At 51.2% G+C, this 2,699-nt stretch carries 5 protein-coding genes; 1 reads left to right on the top strand and 4 read right to left on the bottom strand.

Going from position 1 to position 2,699, the window contains the following annotated elements:
• Positions 1-226, top strand: a 226-nt coding sequence (locus Xbed_RS20040) for a hypothetical protein (protein ID WP_208612277.1), incomplete at its 5' end; no start/stop codon positions are given.
• Here the strand turns inward: Xbed_RS20040 and Xbed_RS18295 are convergent.
• Genes Xbed_RS18295 through Xbed_RS18280 form a run of 4 tightly spaced genes read right to left on the bottom strand, consistent with a single transcriptional unit; the run spans position 192 to position 2,483 of the window.
• Positions 192-1,493, bottom strand: a complete 1,302-nt coding sequence (locus Xbed_RS18295) for a phage tail protein (RefSeq protein ID WP_086114258.1) — start codon at positions 1,491-1,493, stop codon at positions 192-194. The genes Xbed_RS20040 and Xbed_RS18295 overlap by 35 nt on opposite strands.
• Positions 1,493-1,891, bottom strand: a complete 399-nt coding sequence (locus Xbed_RS18290) for a DUF6950 family protein (RefSeq protein WP_086114257.1) — start codon at positions 1,889-1,891, stop codon at positions 1,493-1,495. Before Xbed_RS18290 ends, Xbed_RS18295 begins: the two co-directional genes overlap by 1 nt.
• Before the next feature lie 54 nt (positions 1,892-1,945).
• The gene (locus tag Xbed_RS18285; protein WP_086114256.1) at positions 1,946-2,239 is read right to left on the bottom strand and encodes a type II toxin-antitoxin system RelE family toxin; all 294 of its coding nucleotides are present in this window, start codon (positions 2,237-2,239) and stop codon (positions 1,946-1,948) included.
• Positions 2,229-2,483 carry a type II toxin-antitoxin system RelB/DinJ family antitoxin gene (locus tag Xbed_RS18280; RefSeq protein ID WP_086114255.1) on the bottom strand — a complete coding sequence of 85 codons (255 nt, stop codon included), beginning with the start codon at positions 2,481-2,483 and terminating at the stop codon, positions 2,229-2,231. The genes Xbed_RS18285 and Xbed_RS18280 overlap by 11 nt, the downstream gene beginning before the upstream one ends.
• Positions 2,484-2,699 lie beyond the last annotated feature (216 nt).

Here is a 2,699-nt window from a genome sequence, read left to right as displayed (position 1 = left end):
GATAAAGATTTCCCCAATCGTTAATCACTGTTCTAACGATATAGACCAGCACATAACTGAACGACAGCAGCCAGATATATTTATTGCAAAAAACATAGGCTTAGGGAGAACGGTGGAACTGGCGAAAAATGCACTGCCAAAAGCTGGGGGTGTTATAGGTGGCGGATTAATTGTTGAAAGTGATTTCTGGGTCAAGAGCATAGGATCCCCAGCGTGGGCAGGTTGAGGCGGACCACCTGACCGGGGCGATAGGCGTAACCGTCCAGATTCATCTTCAACTGCGCCCGGCGTCCGGCGCGCTTGCGGCGCAGGTGTTGACGCGCCAGCCGCTGGGCCTGATACGGGGAAGTCACAAAACGAAAATCAATGTCTTCCTTGATTTCCAGTCCGTCTTCGGCAATCCAGTCCGCCTGAATGACCGGGGTAAAATCGGTTTTGGTGTAGATTTGTTCGGCGTCAACGAAGGTGCCATAGATGGCGTTGGTCGCCTCTTTCAGACCGACTTCCGGCGTCAGGGTCACGGTATCAATAATCTGGTTTTCGTGGATTTCCTGCACCGCCGGCCCATAGTACGCCCCCACTAAAATTCCATGCTGGCCCGCCATGTACGTGGGGTCAGCCGATAAACACCGGTGCATCGCATCCAGCAGTCCCGCCGGACTTTCATCCAGCTCATACGCCCCGCTCAGGGTGTAACGGGGTTCCCGTCCGCCATCAGCCGTATCGATGTTTTCTTCACAAATATCAGCGGCCCGTTTAAACGCCACCCAGTCAATATCGGCATCCGGCACCTGCAAATAACTGCGGTAATAATCCAGAATGACCAGCGCACCATTGTCGCTCCACCGGGTTTGTCGGGTTCGCGGATCGTACAGCTTCTTCCCCCAGACCTCGCATTTGATGTTGGGCAGGCCATACGGGAATTTCTCCGGGTCAAAGATGAGGGTAACGCGCAGCCATGCCATGTCCCGCCCAACCATATCCGGTTTCCATGACGGGCAGTTTGCCAGCATGAACGGATCGGGGTCGGTTCGCCCGTTATGCAGCTCAACTTCAACGACGGGAACGGGGGTTTTTATTTCGCCTGCCAAAGGTACCTTGGTCACCTTATCCACGGTCCCGAATGATTCCAATGGGTCATCGCCCAGCCAGATGCGACCAATTCTTTCAATCGGGTGACCCGCAAGGGCAATGGCCAGCGTAATTTTTTCGTGCTCCTCCTGCTCGCCCTGTTCTTCTTCGGCAAAGAACAACAGCCCGGAAACGACCGTGTGACCCACAATGACGGTTTCGGGTGCCGTGGAAGATCGCAATAGCTGCTTACGTTCACTTTGGTCACGTCCCATGCCCGGCGGCTTGGGTTTGTACATCTGGCTGGCCGCAAACTGAACCGCCACCCCAGCCGCAATCAGTGCCGCCCCCATTCCGCCTGTGACAACCGCGCCCGCTATCATCAGCCCGGTAGAAACAACGTTCATGGCTGTTTGTCCCATTACGCCACCCTCCACGCTTTCAATGGACTGACATCCACCGGACGCGCCCCGGCACCCGTTACCGCCCAAACCTGCCCGGCCCACAGCACACCAAGCGTTTTTCCCTCCTCAGCGTCAAACAGGACAATATCGCCCCGCCCTGCTGTGGTGGGTGGAATGGCATCAAATAACCGATCCAGTGCCTGTTCCAGCGTGCCAAACTCTGACGTCAACACGCGAGCCGCCCCCATCCGGGTGTTGTATCGCCCGCGCACGCCCGCGCACGGGTCAAAGTCACACACCGCCTGAACACAATCAGCGGCAAACAGGCAGCAGTCATGTTCACCCCATAAAAAAGGGCGACTCATGGCCGCCCTGATAGTGTCAGGCAATCGCAGTGTCCATTGTCGGTGTCTCATGGTTTTCTCCGGGAAATAAAAAACCCGCCGAAGCGGGTCTTATGAATTCATTACTTATCGTGTAATACGCTCACTGGCTGTTTTGTAGGCTTTCGACTCTTCCCTTTTACCCACCGCGACTATCCATATCACAATTTCTTCATCTATCACTTGATAAATAAGACGAAATCCTGAAGAGCGGAGTTTTATTTTAAAGCAGCCAGATAAATCGCCGTGCAATCTAGCTGACTCTATGTAAGGGTTGTCCTGTAGCTTTTTTAATTTCTTTTTAAACTGTTCGCGGATACCTTTATCCAACTTTTGCCATTCTTTTAAAGCGCGTTCGTCAAACTCAATGTTAAATTTCATCGAGATTTACCCGGATGCGTTTAGCGGGATTTTTTAGACGTTCTCGCACTACTTCAAGAATATCTTCATCTTCATCATACTCTGAGACTATCACTGACACTTCCGTGAAGGGCAACTTTTCATTTTCTGCCACATAACGCAGAAACAGGCGCATTGCATCGGAAGGAGATAGGTTCAGTTTTTCAAATGCCTGATAAGCATTTTTCTTAAGCTCTTCATCCACTCTGATCTGAATTGTGCTCATAGCATCACCTCATGTCATTACATTTGTATTGCATTGTATGTTATTTCATCTGTGATGCAATGGGTTTTACGAAACTTTCGCAAAACCTCAGATAATGATCTACAAAACTTTTGTAACAGTGTCTAGTCCTGATATACGTTGACACTTATTTTACTCATCACCGCCTGATGATGTACGTCATCGGGCGTTTGATATTTTAGGGCTAAGTGGGGTCGG

Source organism: Xenorhabdus beddingii (assembly GCF_002127545.1).
Classification (GTDB): Bacteria; Pseudomonadota; Gammaproteobacteria; order Enterobacterales; family Enterobacteriaceae; genus Xenorhabdus; species Xenorhabdus beddingii.
Note: the sequence above shows the minus strand (reverse complement) of the source record. Positions and strands in the feature narration are given on the sequence as shown.

What these genes read in the sequence shown, in the direction of transcription:
- Xbed_RS18280 (WP_086114255.1), bottom strand. Translation starts at nt 2,483, where the DNA reads ATGAGCACAATTCAGATCAGAGTGGATGAAGAGCTTAAGAAAAATGCT.
- Xbed_RS18285 (WP_086114256.1), bottom strand. Translation starts at nt 2,239, where the DNA reads ATGAAATTTAACATTGAGTTTGACGAACGCGCTTTAAAAGAATGGCAA.
- Xbed_RS18295 (WP_086114258.1), bottom strand. Translation starts at nt 1,493, where the DNA reads ATGGGACAAACAGCCATGAACGTTGTTTCTACCGGGCTGATGATAGCG.
- Xbed_RS18290 (WP_086114257.1), bottom strand. Translation starts at nt 1,891, where the DNA reads ATGAGACACCGACAATGGACACTGCGATTGCCTGACACTATCAGGGCG.